Here is a 16,073-nt window from a genome sequence, read left to right on the forward strand (position 1 = left end):
GTTTGGGCCAAAGTAACGGACTCGGCGAGCGAAGTAAAGAAGAAATCGGAAAATGACGACCGGAACGCACCAGATCATCGATCTCGACGCACGGAATGCGTCATCCGCGCACGATCGCACGCCGGTGCGATCGTCGTATCCGGCGGAGCGGCGATCAGGCCTCGCGGACCAGCACTCCGCTGCGCTTGTAGGCAGCGACGACGGAGGCCGCGCGGATGCCGTCCACCTGGGTCGACCACGGGCTCTCGGTGAGGAATCGGCGCAGCTCAGTCACCGTGGGAACCGCGACGTCGACCAGGATCTGCTCGTCGGCGAGGATGAACGCCGCGTACCGCACGAACGGCGAGGCCTGCAGCGCGGCGGACACGGACGCCACCGCGGCGGGAGGGACGCGCAGCCAGACGAACCCCGCGATCGGGAGCCCGAGGGTGGACGGGGCGATGATCGCGCGCACGTCGACGGCGCCGCCGATCAGCACGCTCAACCGCCGCCGGACGGCCGACTCGCTGAGTCCGACGATCTCGGCGATGTCGATCGCCGACGCACGGGCATCCCGCTCCAACGCGGCGAGGATCGCCTCGTCGCCGTCGTCGAGCTCGAGGAGAGGCTGATCGATCAGCGGCGGGCGCCCGAAGTCCGGGTTCAGCGCGTGCGCTTCGTCCCCGGTCAGCTGGCCCGGCATCCAGCCCGACAGGGTGCGGTAGTACTCCAGCATGGGGATGACGGCCATGCCGGTCACGCCGGGGATCGACGGGATGTCGCGCAGGATCAGATCGGCGTACTCGGGGGGCGCCTGCTCCTCGACGAGGATGCGCAGCGGGGATCCCAGCACGTACACGAAGATGCTGCTCTCCCGTGCGGCGAGAGCGCGCGCGATCGCGTCGACATCGGCGGCGTTCGCCTGCACCTCCAGCAGCACCGTGCGCGTCGACCGCACCACGCCGATGCGAACAGCCTGCGACTCCAGCAGAGCGTTGCCGCGGCGCACCACTGTGCTGACGGGAACGCCGATGACGCCGGCGATGCGCCGCCACGAGGCGCGACCGTCGACCTGCAATGCGCCGATCACTCGGCGGTCGATCTCATCCAACGCCATGGAGCCAGTATGCCGCCGGAAGCATGCGATCGCCGCACTGTCGTCCCGGCCCAGCCGGGAGGAAACCGCAACGCACCGCGGTTCAGGCCTTCCGGCGGTCTCGAACGGCTCTGAGCCCCATCTGAACGCCGATGACGGCGAGATAGACGGCGAAGAGAATGTTCCCGACCTTCGGATCGAACTGCGTCGCGAGCCAGGCGCCGAGTGCGGTCATGGTGCACGCGGAGAGCCCGATGATCGTCGCGGCGAGGAGATCGACGTTGCGGTGGCGCAGGTTTCCGACCGTTCCGGAGATGGCCGTCGGAATGATCATCATCAGCGACGTGCCCTTGGCCTCGAGATCGTTGAACCCGAACAGCAGCATCAGGATCGGTACGACGATCACCCCGCCGCCGACCCCGATGAGACCCGCCAGCACGCCGGTGCCGAACCCCAGAACCACCAGGCCCACGCCGGAGAACCAGCTCAGCAGGAACTGCGAGTCACGGGAGGGGATCACCAGAAACAGGCTCACGACCACGATCACCACGAACCCGACGAAGCACCAGCGCAGCACCGGCTGCGAGATCCGCGTCGCCACCCGTGTGCCGACCTGCGCACCGACGACAGCCGCCGCCGCGAGGATCAGCGCGGGGATCCATGCCACGGCTCCGTGCAGCGCGTAGCTGGTCACGCCGACGATGCTGGTGGGGACGATCGCCGCGAGCGAGGTGCCCGCCGCGAGGCGCTGATTGAAGCCGAGCAGCAGCACGAGCAAGGGGACGATGATCGTCCCGCCGCCGACGCCGAAGAGGCCCGAGAGGAGGCCTGCGGCCAGGCCGATCCCGACGAACGACGCGTAGGCGCGCGGCCCTCGCATCCGCTCGACGGCGCCCTCGCCCACACCCGCTCCTGTCCGCCGTTCCAGGCGGAGCAGCACGGTCCAGCGTAGTCGGACGGGCCGGACCGCTGACCGCGCGCCACGATCTGCACACGTCGTGACGATCCGCCTGTGGATCCACGTCAACACGTGTGCTGATCGTCGCACTGCGTGCAGATCGTCGCACCGTACGGCGGATGGGCCCGGCTCAGTGCCCTTCGAAGAGCGGGGGCCGCTTCTCCTGGAACGCGGCGAAGCCCTCGCGGTAGTCGTCCGTGTCGCAGAGCGCCGCCTGGGCCGCGTTCTCCTGCCGCATCGAGTCCCAGAGCCCCAGCCGCTCGTCCCGGAGGGCGGCGACGAGGCGCTTGCTCGCGACGAACGCGGCCGTCGCGCCCTCCGCCGCTCGCGCCGCGGCTTCGAGCGTGGCCTCGTGCACCTTCTCGGGAGGCATCGCCTGCGAGAACAGCCCCGCGGCGACGGCTTCGGATCCGCTCATGAGGCGGCCGGAGTAGATGAGGTCGAGCGTGCGATGGGCGCCGAGCCGCTCCACGAACAGCGCGTGCCCGCCCGAGTCGAGCGTCGCGCCGAGGGCGGCGAACGGGGATCCGATCTTCGCGGTATCGGCGACATAGACGACGTCCGTCGCGATGAGCAGGCCGAGGCCCACCCCGAGGCAGGCGCCCTGGGCCGCCGCGAAAGTCGGCGCAGGGAACGAGGACATGCGCTGCAGCACGGGCGTGACGATCCCGTCGAGGTAGCCCATCACATCGTCGTCGCGCGGGTCGACGCCCGAGATGTCGCGCCCCGCGCAGAAGGCCCTGCCTTCGCCGGTCAGCACGAGCGAGCGCACCTGGGCGCGCTCCGCCTCGGCGTACGCGTCTCCGAGGTCGCGCACGGCCTGCTCGTCGAGGGCGTTGAGCTTGTCGGGATTGTTCAGCGTGATGTGCGCGACGGCGCCGTCGATCGCGAGGTCGATCATGGTTCCTCCTTGGTCGCTGAGCTTGTCGAAGGGTCTGGGCTTGTCGAAGGGTCTGGGCGGCGGCGCTCAGACGTCGTAGTCGACGACGACGCGCTCCGTCGTGGGGTGGGACTGGCAGGTGAGCACGTAGCCGCGGTCGAGCTCCTCCTGCTCGAGCGCATAGTTCTCGGTCATCGTGACGGATCCGTCGACGAGCCGCGCACGGCAGGTGCCGCACACGCCGCCCGCACAGGCGAACGGAACGTCGGGGCGCACACGCAGCGCGGCGTTCAGGATCGACTCGTTGGCCGACACCGGGGTGTCCACGGATCCGGACTGGCCGTCGAGGGTGAACTCGATCGTGCGCACCGGCTCGTCCTCGCGCACCTCGATCGGGCGCCCGGCCTCGGGCCGCTCCTGCCCCGGCTCGCCCGTGGTGAACAGCTCGTAGCGCACGTGCGCGGACTCGACGCCGATGTCGGCGAGGGTGTCGCGGCACAGCTGCACGAGATCGAACGGCCCGCACAGGAACCACTCGTCGACCGTCGCCGGCAGCACGAGCGCATCGAGGATGCCGCGCAGGCGCTCCTCGTCGATGCGACCGGACAGCAGCGGAGCCGAGCGCTGCTCGCGCGTGAGCACGTGGTGCACCGCGAAGCGCGCCGGGTAGCGGTCCTTGAGGTCCGCGAGGTCGTCCAGGAACATCACGTCGGTCGCCCGCCGGTTCGTGTAGACGAGGGTGAAGCGGCTGCTCTCGGACCGCGCCAGCACGGTGGCCGCGAGCGCCATGAGCGGCGTGATCCCCGACCCCGCGGCGATGCCGACGACGTGCGCCTCGTCGAGCGCGGCGAGCGCCGAGGTGAAGGTGCCCTGCGGGCTCATCACGTCGATCCGGTCGCCCGCGTGCAGCTCGCTCTGGGCCCAGGTGGAGAAGCGGCCGCCGCGATCGCGCTTGATGGCGACGCTGATCTCGGTCCCTGAGCCTGTCGAAGGGCCCGGCGCCGGCGGACGGCAGAGGGAGTAGGAGCGTCGCACCTCGTGCCCATCCAGCTCGGCGCGCAGGGCGACGTGCTGTCCGGCGAGGTAGTCGAACTCACCTGCCAGTTCCTCCGGCACTGCGAAGGTCACCTCGATGGCCTCATCGGTGAGCGGTCGCACCTCTTGCACAGCCAGAGTGTGGAAGCGGGTCCGCCGACGGGGCGCTGCCGCGGCCCCTGAGCTCGACGAGCCGCCGACCACGCTGTTGAGGAGCGCGCCGGCGACCCGCTCGGTGGCGGCGGCATCGGTGGCGCGGGCGGGCGACGCGGTGTCGAGGTGCCAGAGCGTCATCAGATCACCTTGAAGTGGTCGAAGGGCTCGAGGCATGCGCCGCACTCATAGAGCGCCTTGCACGACGTGGAGCCGAAGCGGGAGATCTCACGGGTGTCCAGGGATCCGCAGCGCGGGCATCGCACGCCGAGGGTGATGCGGACCGGTCCCTGAGCCTGTCGCAGGGCTGCACGGCCGCTGGGCGGCGCGATGCCGTACTCGGTCAGCTTCCGCTTGCCCTCATCGCTCATCCAGTCCGTCGTCCAGGCGGGAGCCAGCACCAGGCGCACCTCGACGCTGTCGAAACCCGCGCGGACGAGGGCGAGCTCGACGTCATCCCGGATCGCATCCATCGCCGGACAGCCGCTGTAGGTCGGGGTGATGTCCACGCGGATCCGGTCGCCGTCGACGACGACATCGCGCAGCACGCCGAGGTCCTCGATGGTCAGAACCGGCACCTCCGGATCCTTCACCGCGGCCGCCGCCTCCCAGGCGCGCTCGCGCAGTCCGGGGTCGCCGAGTCCGGGGCCGCCGAGTCCGCTCGGTGGTCGCATATTGCCGTCATTCTGCACCGATGGCGACAATTCGCGACCAGCGAGCGGAGTGGAGCGAGGGGCGGAGGTGGTCACCATGTCGCCCCCGGGTGACGGCGTGCGAGCACCTGCATCTCGGACAGCAGGTGCCCGAGCGGCGTGGCGTGGGATCCGTGCCGTCCGCCGCCGGCCGAGGCGGACCCCTCGGGGATCTCCAGCTCGGCCTCGGCGAAGACAGCATCGATGACCGCGTCGAAGCCCGGCCGCAGGGACGAGGGCCGCACCGCGGCGTCGCCGAGGCGGTCGGTCAGAGCATCGTCGCGGAAGAGCTCGGCGGCGTAGGGCCAGACGTCCGCGACCGCGCGGATGATCCTCGCGCGCGACTCGTCGGTGCCACCGGCCAGGCGCAGCGTCCACTGCACGGCGTGGTCGCGGTGGTAGTCGACCTCCTTGACCGCCTTCTCGGCGATCGCGGCGAACGTCGGATCCGTGCTGGCGCGCAGAGCGGAGTACAGCTCGAGCATGTACGTGCTGACGAGGAGCTGCCGCGCGATCGTCTGCGCGAAGTCGCCGTTGGGCTGTTCCACGAGCCAGCAGCTGCGGAATTCCGCCTCGTCGCGGAAGTAGGCGAGGTCGTCCTCGCTGCGCCCGTCCCAGGAGCCGGCGTACCGGAGGAACGAGCGGGCGTGCCCGAGCAGGTCCAGGGCGATGTTGCCGAGCGCCACGTCCTCCTCGAGCTCGGGCGCGTAGGTGATCCACGCGCCGAGCTGCTGCGAGAGGATCAGCGCGTCGTCGCCCAGCCACAGCGCGTACTCCGCGATGTCGGCGGATCCGGCGCGCTCCCCCGAACCGGCGAGCTCCTCGGCGAGCGCGAGCTCGTCGACCGAGACGTCGCCGTGCGGGTCGATCGCGCCGTCCAGATCCGGACCCTGAGCCTGTCGAAGGGCGCTCACAGGTGCGGCACCCCCTCGGAGGCCGTGTAGTACACGGCGTGGCGGTAGTTCTTGCCGGCGGGGCTCTCGAAGAACGCGCCCTTGTCGTCGGGGTCGCTGGTGGTGATCGCGTCGGCCGGGACGACCCAGACCGACGTGCCCTCGTTGCGCCGGGTGTACAGGTCGCGCGCGTTGCGCAGCGCCATGTCGGCGTCGGGGGCGTGCAGGGATCCGACGTGCACGTGGCTGAGTCCGCGGTTCGCACGCACGAAGACCTCGAACATGGGCCAGGTCTCCTCGGGGGATGCTCCGGGAGTGGTCATGCCGCCACCTCCTGCCGCAGGGCCTGCTTGCGGACGTACTCCGCGGCTGCCTCGCGCACCCACGCGCCCTCTTCGTGCGCGTCGCGGCGACGCTGCAGCCGTTCGGCGTTGCACGGGCCGTTGCCGCGCACCACCTCGAAGAACTCGTCCCAGTCGATCTCGCCCATCGCGTACTGCCCGGTCTCCTCGTCGTAGCGGAGCTCGGGATCCGGCAGCGTCACGCCCAGGATCTCGGCCTGCGGCACGAGCATGCCGACGAAGCGCTGGCGCAGGTCGTCGTTCGAGAAGCGCTTGATCTTCCACTGCATCGACTGCGCGGAGTTCGGCGACTGGTCGTCGGGCGGGCCGAACATCGCGAGCGCCGGCCAGTACCAGCGGTTCACCGCGTCCTGCGCCATGGCGCGCTGCTCCTCGGAACCCTGCATGAGGGTGAGCAGGATCTCGAACCCCTGCCGCTGATGGAAGGACTCCTCCTTGCAGATGCGCACCATCGCGCGCCCGTACGGCCCGTACGACGCACGGCACAGCGGCACCTGGTTGCAGATCGCTGCGCCGTCGACGAGCCAGCCGATCGCGCCCATGTCGGCCCAGGTCGGCGTCGGGTAGTTGAAGATCGAGGAGTACTTCGCCTTGCCGTCAATGAGCTGCTGCATCATCTGATCGCGCGTGATGCCCAGCGTCTGGGCGGCGGAGTAGAGGTAGAGCCCGTGCCCCGCCTCGTCCTGCACCTTCGCCATCAGGATCGCCTTGCGCTTGAGGCTCGGAGCGCGCGTGATCCAGTTGCCCTCGGGCTGCATCCCGATGATCTCGGAGTGCGCGTGCTGGGAGATCTGCCGGATCAGCGTCTTGCGGTACGCCTCCGGCATCCAGTCGCGCGGCTCGATGCGCTGCTCGTTCTCGACGAGCTCGTCGAAGAGGGCCTGCGCGTCGAGGTCCCGCACCTCGGCCACCGGTGGAACAGTCATCGTCGACTCCCTGTGCTGGTTCAACAGTGTGTGAATTACCTACCGTTCGTACAGTAATTATGGCACACTCGAAACGTTCGCAGAAGAACGGCTCTTCTCGAACCGGATCCATGCCCGCCCGTTCGAAGGAGAACCGATGGCAGAACCCGTCACCCAACTTCGCCCGATGATGCGACGCGATCGCGCGTCGACCGCTCTCGGCATGCGCGTGGAGGTGGATGAGCCGGGCCGCGCCGTGGTCTCGATGACCGTGCGCGACGACATGCTGAACGGCTTCGACATCACGCACGGCGGGCTGGTGTTCGCGCTCGCCGACACGACATTCGCGATCGTCTGCAACGAGGACGAGCAGGTGACCGTCGCCGCCGGTGCGGACATCACGTTCCTGAAGTCCACGACGGAGGGCCAGGTGCTCACCGCCACGGGGTCGCGCCGCGCGCGCAACGGCCGCACGGGCCTGTACGACATCACGGTGACCGACGAGACCGGCGACATCGTCGCCGAGTTCCGCGGCCGCTCGATCACCACGAACCGGCCCTTCCCGAAGGAGAACGCATGACCGAGATCGCGACGGACCGGGTCACGAACGCCGACGTGCTACGGCTGGATCCCGAGCAACTGCGCGCCCTGCAGCTCGAGCGCCTGCAGTGGTCGGTGCATCACGCGTATGAGAACGTGCCGTTCTACCGCCTCGCGTTCCAGAAGGCCGGGATCCACCCCGATGACGTCCGCACGCTCGCCGACGTCGCGCGCCTCCCGTTCACCGCCAAGAACGACCTGCGCGAGTACTACCCGTTCGGCATGTTCGCGGTGCCGATGGCCAATGTGCGGCGGATCCACGCCTCATCGGGAACCACGGGCCGTCCGACGGTGGTCGGCTACACCGAGACCGACCTGGACAACTGGGCCGATCTCATCGCCCGCTCGCTGCGCGCCGCCGGAGTCCAGCCCGGCTGGAAGGTGCACAACGCCTACGGCTACGGCCTGTTCACCGGCGGCCTGGGCGCGCACGCCGGCATAGAGCGCCTCGGCGCGACGGTGATCCCGATGTCGGGCGGGCAGACCGCCAAGCAGGTGCAGCTCATCGGCGACTTCGAGCCCGACGCGATCATGTGCACGCCGACCTACCTCCTCACGATCGCGGATGCGATGGAGGCGGCCGGGATCGATCCGCGCTCCACGTCACTCAAGGTCGGAATCCTCGGCGCAGAGCCCTGGACCAATGAGATGCGCCACCAGATCGAGCATCGGCTGAACATCGACGCCGTCGACATCTACGGGCTCAGCGAGGTCATGGGCCCGGGCGTCGCGATGGAGGCGGCGGCCACGAAGGACGGCCCGCACATCTGGGAGGACCACTTCCTGCCCGAGATCATCGACCCCGAAACGGGCGAGCCCGTCGCCGACGGCGAGCCGGGCGAGCTGGTGTTCACCTCGCTCACCAAGCAGGCGTTCCCCGTGATCCGCTACCGCACCAGGGATCTCACCCGACTGCTGCCCGGATCCGCCTTCCCGGCGATGCGGCGGATGGAGAAGATCACCGGCCGCGATGACGACATGATCATCCTGCGCGGCGTGAACCTGTTCCCCACCCAGATCGAGGAGATCGCCCTCGGTATCGAGACCCTCACGCCGCACTTCATCCTGGAGCTGACCCGGCAGGGCCACCTCGATGCGCTGAAGGTGCGCATCGAGCGTCATCCGGAGATCGATGCGACGAGCGCTGTCGCAGCCGCCGAGGTGCTGAAGCTGCGGATCAAGACGTCGATCGGCACGTCGGTGGACGTGCAGGTCGAGGAGCCCGGATCCCTCCCCCGCAGCGAGGGCAAGTACAAGCGTCTGTACGACCTGCGCTGAGCCGCACCCGGGGTCGTTGAGCGACCCGAAGGCGAGACGAAACGCGGCACCCCGCAAGGACACCACACCCCCGGTCGTTGAGCGAGCGTAGCGAGACGAAACGCCGCACCTCACAAGAGCACTGCGTTTCGTCTCGGTCGGCTCCGCCGTCCTCACTCAACGACCCCGGGTTCTGGCGCTCCAGCCGCGGATCGCATCCAGACCGCCCTCGATGAAGGCGGCACGCTTCGCGTGACTCCACCCCTGGATCCGCTTCTCCCAGGCGAATGCTTCGTCGACGCGCTCGAACTCGGCGTGCCAGACCAAGGTCACGGGCAGTCGTCTGCGTGTGTATGCGGCGCCCTCCCCCGCGGCGTGCTGCTCCATTCGGCGCTCGAGATCGTTCGTGCTGCCCGCGTAGAAGGTGCCGTCACTGCACCTCAGGATGTACGCGTAACCCGTCATCCAGCGAAGTTAGCCCGAGCCACGGACACCCCACCTGGAGTCGTTGAGCGAGCGAAGCGAGACGAAACGCGGCGCCCTCGTGAGAGCACCGCGTCTCGTCTCGGTCGGCTCCGCCGTCCTCGCTCAACGACCCCGGGGGGTGAAACCCTCGTCAGGCCGGGGCGAGCTCCTTCTCCACGAGCGTCAGGACGTCGTAAGTCGCCACGATCTCGTCGCGCTGGTTGTGGATCACCGCGTCCCAGCGCACCTCGCCGTATTCGTCGGTCTCCCGCGGCGTGATCTGCTTCGCCGTGAGGGTCACCCGGATCGCATCACCGGGCTTCACCGGCGTCACGAAGCGCAGGTTCTCCAGTCCGTAATTGGCGAGCACGGGCCCTGGCTCGGGCGAGACGAACAGCCCGGCCGCCCAGGACACCAGCAGGTAGCCGTGCGCGACCCTCCCGCCGAAGAACGGGTTCGCCTCGGCGGCCTCCTCGTCCATGTGCGCGTAGAAGGTGTCGCCGGTCGAGTACGCGAACGCCTCGATGTCCGCGAGCGACAGCTCGCGCAGCCCCGATTCGACCTGGTCGCCGAGTCGCAGTTCCGCCAGCGACTTCCGGAACGGGTGCACCGCGCGGTCAGTGCCGGCGCCGGTGTGCCAGACGCCCGTGATCGCGGTGAGGATCTCGGGAGTGCCCTGGATCGCGGTGCGCTGCATGAAGTGCATGACCGCGCGGATCCCGCCGAGCTCTTCGCCGCCGCCGGCGCGCCCCGGGCCTCCGTGCACCAGGTGCGGCACCGGGGAGCCGTGGCCGGTCGAGGTCTTCGCGTCGTCGCGGTTCAGGAACAGCACCCGTCCGTTGTACGCGGCGATGCGCGTGAGCAGCTCGGTCGCAACGTCGGGATCCCTGGTCGCGACCGAGGTCACGAGCGATCCCCCGCCGAGTCCGACGAGCTCGGCGGCCTGGGCGACGGTCGTGTACCCGAGCACGCTCGACACTGGGCCGAACGCCTCGATCTCGTGCACGGCGGGCTCGGTCGTGTCCGCGAAGCCGACGAGCATCGGCGCGACGAAGGCGCCCTCCGGGGCGGGGCCGGTCGTGCCGTCGGCGTGGACGACGTCCGGTGCGTCGACGGATCCGAGGAGCAGTTCGCCGCCGGCCTCGCGCAGGGCGGCGACCTGGCGCAGCACCTCGTCGCGTTGCGCGGTGGAGACGAGCGGCCCCATGGTGACGGACTCGGCGTGCGGGTCGCCGATCACGACGCGCTCGGCGATCTTCGCGTGCAGCGCGTCCACGAGGGCGCCGACGGAGGCGGCGGGCACGATCGCCCGACGGATCGCCGTGCACTTCTGCCCCGCCTTCGTGGTGAGCTCGACCATGAGCTGCTTCACGTAGGCCTCGAACTCCGGAGTGTCCGGCGTCGCGTCGGGGCCGAGCACGGAGGCGTTGATCGAGTCGGTCTCGCTCGTGAAGCGCACACCGTCGGCGGTCTGGGCGCGCAGACCCGCCGCGGTCGAAGCGCTTCCGGTGAAGGCGACGAGGTCTCCTAGGCGCAGCAGGTCGAAGATCCCGGGGAGGGATCCGCTGACCAGCTGCAGGGAACCGTCCGGCAGCAGTCCGGAGTCTGTGAGGATCCGCACCCACGCCTCCGCGATGTAGCCCGTCGGGGTCGCGGGCTTCACGATCGAGGGCACGCCGGCGAGGAAGGCCGGGGCGAACTTCTCCAGCGCACCCCACATCGGGAAGTTGAAGGCGTTGATCTGCACTGCGACGCCGGGCAGGCGCGTGTAGACGTGCCGGCCGAGGAAGGATCCGTCCTTGGAGAGCGGCTCGACCGGGCCGTCCAGGACGACCTTCGCGTTCGGCAGTTCGCGACGCCCCTTGGACGAGTACGTGAACAGCACGCCGATGCCGCCGTCGACGTCGGCGTAGGAGTCGCGGACCGTCGATCCGCTGCGCTTGGAGAGCTCGTACAGCTCCTCCTTGTGGGCGGTGAGCTCCACGGCCATCTGCTTGAGTAGCATCGCCCGCTGGTGGAAGGTGAGCACGCCGAGGCTCTGCTGGCCCACGGTGCGCGCGTAGTCCACGGCGCCGGCGAGGTCGATGCCCGCAGAGTCGACCCGGACGATCTCCTCGCCCGTCGATGCGTCGCGCACGATCGTGCCGGCCTCGGACGCAGAGGTCCACCAGGCTCCCTGCAGATAGCTGGGCAGCAGCTCGGTCATGTCATTCGCTCCATTCGTAGAATCCCCGGCCGGTCTTGCGGCCCAGGTGTCCATCGGCGACCAGGTCGCGCAGCAGCTGCGGCGGCGCGAACCGCGCCCCGAGCTTCGCCTCGAGCTCCTCGGCGATCCCGAGCCGCACGTCGAGGCCGACGATGTCGGTGGTGCGCAGAGGCCCGGTCGGATGCCGGTAGCCGAGCTCCATCGCAGCGTCGATGTCGGCGGCGGTCGCCACGCCCTCCTCCAGCATCCGGATCGCCTCCAGCGCGATCGCCACGCCCAGCCGGCTCGATGCGAACCCCGGTGCGTCGGCGACCACGACCGCGGTCTTGTCGAGCGCCGCGACCCAGCCGCGGGCCTCGTCGACGAGCTCCTGATCGGTGCTGCCGCCGACGACCACCTCGACGAGCGCCGAGGCGGGCACGGGGTTGAAGAAGTGCAGGCCCAGGAAGCGCTCGGGGTGCGCGAGCTCCGCGCCGAGATCGTCGATCGAGATCGAGGACGTGTTGGAGGCGATCGCGGTGCGCGGCTCGACCACCGCCTCGATCCGGCGCAGGCTCTCGACCTTGAGCAGCCGGTCTTCCGGCACCGCCTCGATGACGAGTCCCGCATCGGCGAACGCAGCAGCATCGGTGCTCGTCTCGAGCGCGCTCTCGAGCGCGGCGATCGTGCGGTCGATGCTGCCGCGCTCGACGGAGCGCCGCAGGCTGGTGCGGACCCGCTCCCCCGCGGCGGCCGCCGCCGCCTCGTCCCGCTCGACCACGACGACCTGGGATCCGGCGAGCAGGAACGCATGCGCGATACCGGCGCCCATCCGTCCGCCGCCCAGCACGCCGACCCGTTCGGGGGCTGCCGCCGGCTCGTGCGCGGGGAGTTCCTGACCGCTCATCGGCGGTTCCTCCGTTCCAGGAAGGCGGTCATCCGCCGATGCTTCTCGGGGCTCTCGAACAGCTCGGCCTGCAGCTCCAACTCGATCTCCGGATGCCGGTCGGGCGGGGCGAGGAGCGCCGTCTTGGTGTGCCGCGTGGCGAGCGGATCGTTCGCAGCGATGCGGTCGGCAACCGCGTGCGCCGCGGCGAGCAGATCCTCCGACTCGTGCAGCGACGACAGCAGACCCCAGGCGAGCGCCTCCTGCGCGCCGAGCTGGCGCCCGGTCAGCAGCAGCTCGGTGGCACGCGCCTCGCCGACGATCTGCGGCAGCCGCCAGGTCGCTCCGGCCGCGGCGATGATGCCGAGCCCGGTCTCCGGGTTGCCGATGCGCGTGGACGGGGTGCCGATGCGGATGTCCGCCGCGTAGGCCAGCTCCGCACCGCCGCCGAGGGCGTAGCCGTCGACCGCCGCGATCACGGGCATCGGCAGCTGCCGGATGCGCCGGAACGCGGTCGTATTGATGCCGGCCCGCGCGTCCTGTGCGCGGCGGTCGCGCAGCTGAGCGATGTCGGCGCCGGATGCGAAGATCCCGCCGGATCCGATCAGGATCAGGATCCGCGGATCCTCCTCGAGCTCGGCGCACAGGGCGTGCAGCTCGTCGATCATGGCCTGATCGATCGCGTTGCGGGTCTCGGGCCGGTCGAGCGTCGCGGTGACCCGGGTCTCCGTGCGTTCGATGCGCAGGCGTCGAGCCGTCGATGGGTCGGCCATCAGACCCGCTCCACGATCATCGCGGTGCCCTGGCCGACCCCGACGCACATGGTCGCCAAGCCGTAGCGGGCGCCCTCGCGCTCCATCCGGCCGAGCAGGGTGATCAGGATCCGGCTGCCGCTCGAGCCGAGGGGATGGCCGAGCGCGATGGCGCCGCCGTCCGCGTTCACGATGTCCGGGTCGAGGCCGAGCCTTCGGATCGAGGCGAGCGACTGCGTGGCGAACGCCTCATTCAGCTCGACCGCGCCCAGGTCGGCCACGGTGAGCCCTGCCTTCGCGAGGGCCTTCTCCGTCGCGGGCACCGGCCCCAGCCCCATGATCTCGGGGGCGAGTGCGGCCGAGGCGGAGGCGACGATGCGCGCCCGCGGCGTCAGTCCGTGCCGCTCGACCGCGGCGTCTCCGGCGACGACGATCGCCGACGCGCCGTCGTTCAGCGAGGAGGCGTTGCCCGCGGTGACCACGCTGCCGCCCGCGACCACGGGCCGCAACCCCGCGAGCACCTCGAGCGTGGTGTCGCGGCGCGGGCCCTCGTCGGTGTCGACGAGTCCGCCGCGCGGCGTCGGCACCGGCACGATCTCTGGAGCCAGGCGGCCGGCATCGATCGCGGCGATCGCCCGCTGGTGGCTGCGCAAGGCGAAGGCGTCGGCGTCCTCGCGGGTGATGCCGTCGAGGCGCGCGACCTCTTCGGCGGTCTCCGGCATCGAGTAGGTGGCCTTGTCACGCGCGGCGAGGCGCGGATTCGTGAACCGCCAGCCGATCGAGGTGTCGAAGGCCTCGCCCGGCTTCGCCCAGGCGCGCTCGGGCTTGGCCTGCACCCAGGGGGCGCGCGTCATCGACTCCACTCCGCCCGCGATCATCACGTCGGCGTCGCCGCCTCGGATCGCCTGCGCGGCGAGGGCTGTGGCCGTCATCCCCGAGGCGCAGAGCCGGTTCACCGTGAAGGCCGGCAACGCGTCGGGGAAGCCGGCGAGCAGCACGGCCATGCGCGCGACGTTGCGGTTGTCCTCCCCCGCCTGGTTCGCGGATCCGAGGATCACCTCGTCGAACGCGTCATCGGGCACACCGGCGCGCTGCGCGACCTCGCGGATGACGAGCGCGGCCAGATCGTCGGGACGGACGCCGGCGAGAGCGCCGCCGTAGCGTCCGACCGGCGTGCGCGCACCGCCGATGAGGTAGGCCTCCGACATGCTCGTCCTCCCGGGGTCTTCGTCGACAGGGTGCTTCGGGTCAGGATCCAACAGTTTCCCGACCGATCGTTCAGTAAAAGGATGTCAGACGGATCCCGGGCGGGCAAGTCCGCCGGCGAGGCCGATGAGGGAGAATGTTGCGGATGAGCACCGGATCCGCGCACGCTGCCGACGAGTCGAGTGCCGCCGATGCGCCCGAGGTCGCGAGTGCCGAGGAGGCCGCACCGCGTGCGCGCCGCGGACGCCCCGGCTACGACCGCGCGCAGGTGCTCGAGATCGCCGTGCGCCTCTTCAATGAGCAGGGCTACGACGCCACGAGCGTGTCATCGCTGGCGACCGCGCTCGGCCTCAGCAAGGCCGCACTGTACCACCACTTCACATCCAAGGAGCAGATCCTCGAGATCGCCCTCGACGACGCGCTCGGAGGGCTCGAGTCGGTGCTCGACGGAGCCCTGGCCGACGAGGGCACGGCAGCCACGCGGCTGGTGACGGTGATCGCGGGCGCCGTGCGCGTGCTCACGAGCAAGCTGCCGCAGGTGACGCTGCTGCTGCGCGTGCACGGCAACAGCGAGATCGAGCGCGCCGCCCTCGAACGCCGCCGCATCTTCGATCAGCGCGTCGCGCACCTGGTCGGCCAAGCGCAGCGGGAGGGCGCCCTGCGCCGCGACATCCGCCCCTCGGTGACGACGAGGCTCATGTTCGGCATGATCAACTCGATCATCGAGTGGTACCGCCCCGCGCACACATCGCTCACCCCGGAGGAACTGGTCGACGATGTCACCCGCGTGATCTTCGACGGCCTCCGCGCGCGCTGAGCGGGCCGCGGGCTCGAGCTCGTCTCGCCCAACTTCTGCAGGATCCCTGCAACTCTGCAGGACAGGATCCGCAGATTCATCCTGCCAAGTTTCAATCGTCCTGTAGAGCCCACCCGGCAAGCACAGATCGCCCGGGCTCGATCGACTCGACCTCGGACAGCAGAACGCCCCGCGCTCGTCGAGCACGGGGCGTTCCAGAAGGGGGGTGCGGGTCAGGCAGCGGCCTTCTTGTCGTTGCTGCTCAGCACCCGGAACAGCAGTGCGGCGATCGCGGCGCCGACCAGCGGGGCCACGACGTACAGCCACAGGTTGCTCCAGGCGAACTGGCCGCTGATGGAGAGGCCGAGTGCGACGGCGGGGTTGAACCCACCGCCCGAGACGCCGCCGACCGAGACGGCGCCGACGAAGACGGTGCCACCGATGGCCAGGCCGTAGAAGGAGTTGTTGTCGGTGTCCTTCGAGGTCGCGACGTTCAGCACGACCCAGACCAGGACGAGGGTGAACAGCGCCTCGACCAGGAACGCCGGGCCGACCTTGATCTCGGTCGCCTTCTCGGCGTGCGGCCAGACCACGAAGCTCACCAGTGCCGCGAGCGCGCCACCGATGAACTGGGCGACGATGTAGGCGACGAAGTCCGTGACGCCGATGGCACCGCGGATGAGGGCGCCGAACGACACGGCGGGGTTGAGGTGGCCGCCGGAGATGTGCCCCGAGGCGTAGATGAGAACCGTCAGCGCGAGGCCGATCGCCAGCGGCGTCAGCGGGCTCTTGCTGTTGACCGCGCCGATGATGCTGAACACGAAGAGGAACGTCGAGATCGCCTCAGTGAGCGCCTTTCCAGCAGTACCAGTCATTTTGAATGCCTTTTCTGTCAGGTCGAGGGTGAGGGCGGAATCTCCCGCACGCCGGCCGGCGCACCCTGGATTGCCGAGCCAGAATACCGGGTTCCTGT

At 70.0% G+C, this 16,073-nt stretch carries 17 protein-coding genes; 3 read left to right on the top strand and 14 right to left on the bottom strand.

Features of this window, described 5'->3' with window-relative positions; translation table 11 throughout:
- Positions 1-154 precede the first annotated feature (154 nt).
- The 8 genes from ACTJI8_RS11510 to paaA form a co-directional block, all read right to left on the bottom strand.
- A complete protein-coding gene (locus ACTJI8_RS11510) occupies positions 155-1,096 on the bottom strand; it encodes an Lrp/AsnC family transcriptional regulator (RefSeq protein ID WP_440733575.1) in 942 nt (313 codons plus the stop codon).
- Positions 1,097-1,178: 82 nt separating this feature from the next.
- The gene (locus ACTJI8_RS11515; RefSeq protein ID WP_440733650.1) at positions 1,179-1,955 is read right to left on the bottom strand and encodes a sulfite exporter TauE/SafE family protein; all 777 of its coding nucleotides are present in this window, start codon (positions 1,953-1,955) and stop codon (positions 1,179-1,181) included.
- Positions 1,956-2,163: 208 nt separating this feature from the next.
- Positions 2,164-2,934 carry an enoyl-CoA hydratase/isomerase family protein gene (locus ACTJI8_RS11520; protein WP_440733576.1) on the bottom strand — a complete coding sequence of 257 codons (771 nt, stop codon included), beginning with the start codon at positions 2,932-2,934 and terminating at the stop codon, positions 2,164-2,166.
- A 66-nt stretch (positions 2,935-3,000) separates the two neighbouring features.
- Positions 3,001-4,242, bottom strand: coding sequence for a 1,2-phenylacetyl-CoA epoxidase subunit PaaE (paaE, locus tag ACTJI8_RS11525; RefSeq protein WP_440733577.1), 1,242 nt, complete (start codon positions 4,240-4,242; stop codon positions 3,001-3,003).
- Entirely contained in the window at positions 4,242-4,775 is a 534-nt protein-coding gene (paaD, locus tag ACTJI8_RS11530) for a 1,2-phenylacetyl-CoA epoxidase subunit PaaD (protein ID WP_440733578.1), read from the bottom strand. The genes paaE and paaD overlap by 1 nt, the downstream gene beginning before the upstream one ends.
- A gap of 71 nt (positions 4,776-4,846) precedes the next feature.
- Entirely contained in the window at positions 4,847-5,707 is an 861-nt protein-coding gene (paaC, locus tag ACTJI8_RS11535; RefSeq protein ID WP_440733579.1) for a 1,2-phenylacetyl-CoA epoxidase subunit PaaC, read from the bottom strand.
- Positions 5,704-6,009: a 1,2-phenylacetyl-CoA epoxidase subunit PaaB gene (gene paaB, locus ACTJI8_RS11540; RefSeq protein ID WP_233310351.1), complete on the bottom strand. Its 306-nt coding sequence runs from the start codon at positions 6,007-6,009 to the stop codon at positions 5,704-5,706. Before paaB ends, paaC begins: the two co-directional genes overlap by 4 nt.
- Positions 6,006-6,974: a 1,2-phenylacetyl-CoA epoxidase subunit PaaA gene (gene paaA, locus ACTJI8_RS11545; protein ID WP_440733580.1), complete on the bottom strand. Its 969-nt coding sequence runs from the start codon at positions 6,972-6,974 to the stop codon at positions 6,006-6,008. Before paaA ends, paaB begins: the two co-directional genes overlap by 4 nt.
- 136 nt (positions 6,975-7,110) lie before the next feature.
- Here paaA and paaI point away from each other — a divergent pair, with 136 nt between their 5' ends.
- Both paaI and paaK read left to right on the top strand, forming a co-directional pair.
- Positions 7,111-7,533 carry a hydroxyphenylacetyl-CoA thioesterase PaaI gene (gene paaI / locus ACTJI8_RS11550; RefSeq protein WP_440733581.1) on the top strand — a complete coding sequence of 141 codons (423 nt, stop codon included), beginning with the start codon at positions 7,111-7,113 and terminating at the stop codon, positions 7,531-7,533.
- Positions 7,530-8,831 (top strand): phenylacetate--CoA ligase PaaK, encoded by a 1,302-nt coding sequence (paaK, locus tag ACTJI8_RS11555; RefSeq protein WP_440733582.1) that lies wholly within the window; start codon positions 7,530-7,532, stop codon positions 8,829-8,831. The genes paaI and paaK overlap by 4 nt, the downstream gene beginning before the upstream one ends.
- A gap of 156 nt (positions 8,832-8,987) precedes the next feature.
- Here the strand turns inward: paaK and ACTJI8_RS11560 are convergent, their stop codons facing one another.
- From ACTJI8_RS11560 to ACTJI8_RS11580, 5 genes are all read right to left on the bottom strand, one after another.
- Entirely contained in the window at positions 8,988-9,275 is a 288-nt protein-coding gene (locus tag ACTJI8_RS11560; protein ID WP_440733583.1) for a GIY-YIG nuclease family protein, read from the bottom strand.
- A 151-nt stretch (positions 9,276-9,426) separates the two neighbouring features.
- On the bottom strand, positions 9,427-11,481 hold the full coding sequence (gene paaZ / locus ACTJI8_RS11565) for a phenylacetic acid degradation bifunctional protein PaaZ (RefSeq protein ID WP_440733584.1): 2,055 nt from the start codon (positions 11,479-11,481) through the stop codon (positions 9,427-9,429).
- 1 nt (position 11,482) lies between these two features.
- Positions 11,483-12,367, bottom strand: a complete 885-nt coding sequence (locus ACTJI8_RS11570) for a 3-hydroxyacyl-CoA dehydrogenase family protein (protein WP_440733585.1) — start codon at positions 12,365-12,367, stop codon at positions 11,483-11,485.
- The gene (locus ACTJI8_RS11575; RefSeq protein WP_440733586.1) at positions 12,364-13,119 is read right to left on the bottom strand and encodes an enoyl-CoA hydratase/isomerase family protein; all 756 of its coding nucleotides are present in this window, start codon (positions 13,117-13,119) and stop codon (positions 12,364-12,366) included. Before ACTJI8_RS11575 ends, ACTJI8_RS11570 begins: the two co-directional genes overlap by 4 nt.
- Positions 13,119-14,306, bottom strand: a complete 1,188-nt coding sequence (locus ACTJI8_RS11580) for a thiolase family protein (RefSeq protein ID WP_440733587.1) — start codon at positions 14,304-14,306, stop codon at positions 13,119-13,121. The genes ACTJI8_RS11575 and ACTJI8_RS11580 overlap by 1 nt, the downstream gene beginning before the upstream one ends.
- A gap of 143 nt (positions 14,307-14,449) precedes the next feature.
- On the opposite strand from ACTJI8_RS11580, the gene ACTJI8_RS11585 reads away from it, so the two are divergent.
- Positions 14,450-15,121 carry a TetR/AcrR family transcriptional regulator gene (locus tag ACTJI8_RS11585; protein WP_440733588.1) on the top strand — a complete coding sequence of 224 codons (672 nt, stop codon included), beginning with the start codon at positions 14,450-14,452 and terminating at the stop codon, positions 15,119-15,121.
- 212 nt (positions 15,122-15,333) lie between these two features.
- On the opposite strand, the gene ACTJI8_RS11590 is transcribed toward ACTJI8_RS11585, so the two are convergent.
- Positions 15,334-15,975, bottom strand: coding sequence for an MIP/aquaporin family protein (locus ACTJI8_RS11590; RefSeq protein ID WP_440733589.1), 642 nt, complete (start codon positions 15,973-15,975; stop codon positions 15,334-15,336).
- Positions 15,976-16,073: the final 98 nt, after the last annotated feature.

This window comes from Microbacterium sp. 22303 (assembly GCF_052045265.1).
Classification (GTDB): domain Bacteria; phylum Actinomycetota; class Actinomycetes; order Actinomycetales; family Microbacteriaceae; genus Microbacterium.